This is a genomic window from Vibrio sp. 99-70-13A1 (genome assembly GCF_013114625.1).
In the GTDB taxonomy this organism is placed as follows: domain Bacteria; phylum Pseudomonadota; class Gammaproteobacteria; order Enterobacterales; family Vibrionaceae; genus Vibrio.
Window position 1 is genome coordinate 1 of the sequence record NZ_VTXD01000101.1, and the last position, 873, is coordinate 873.

Sequence of the window (873 nt, forward strand, 5' to 3'; positions counted from 1 at the left end):
ATTTTATTCTAATCATAAAGTTTACTACGTTATTAGTTATTAGTTATTAGTTATTAGTTATTAGTTATTAGTTATTAGTTATTAGTTATTAACTAATACTGGATGTTTCACATTGTCTGAATAACCTAATTGCTTCTTTTCTGCATTTTACATTTATCTTTTTATATAACTTGTATATATGCGTTTTCACTGTGCTTTCTGCGACAAACAATTCATTGGCAATTTGTATATTGGATTGCCCGCAAACAAGCCTATCTAGGATCTGTTGTTCTCTTCTTGTTAAGTTATCTATATCTTTCATTGGTGAAGGGGGCAATGTTTTAAGATGCTGTAGCATGCTTGCAATGAGAGGGCGAGGTAGCCATAAATCGCCATTCGCTACGTTGCGAATACAACGGGTTAAGTGCTCTATAGGAGCATCCTCATACATGATTCCGCTTAGGTTGCACCACTTTGCAGACTCACTGTACGGGTAGCCCAGAGGAACATCGTAAACCACTAATTTAAAATCAAAAGTACCTGTAGAAGTTAAGTCAGTATAAAGGCTGCCTTTTGTCGATTGATAGTTCATTAAAACAATACAGATTCCGCCAGAGGAGTAGGGGGAATCAAGGTCGTTATTGGTTTGCTTTTTGATTAAAAAATTGGATGTTTTTAAAAGCTCTTTCTCTATGAGCCGAGTTTGAAGGTTGTTCTCGTTCAGAAAAAAAATGTTGATGTTATTGTTATCTTTTTCTAAAGCCAGCTTATTCATACTTCAAGTCCTTAGCCAATTACAAAACCTCGCATTATATTCTTATGGTTATAACGAAGTGTTCTTATATGCCAAATTAAGAGTTAAATTAAATGTTGAATATTTGTGTCTATATATTT

At 33.7% G+C, this 873-nt stretch carries 1 protein-coding gene; it reads right to left on the reverse strand.

Going from position 1 to position 873, the window contains the following annotated elements; all coding sequences use genetic code 11:
• Nucleotides 1–88: 88 nt before the first annotated feature.
• Entirely contained in the window at nucleotides 89–754 is a 666-nt protein-coding gene (locus tag F0226_RS22370; protein ID WP_171737693.1) for a response regulator transcription factor, read from the reverse strand.
• Between the last annotated feature and the right edge of the window lie 119 nt (nucleotides 755–873).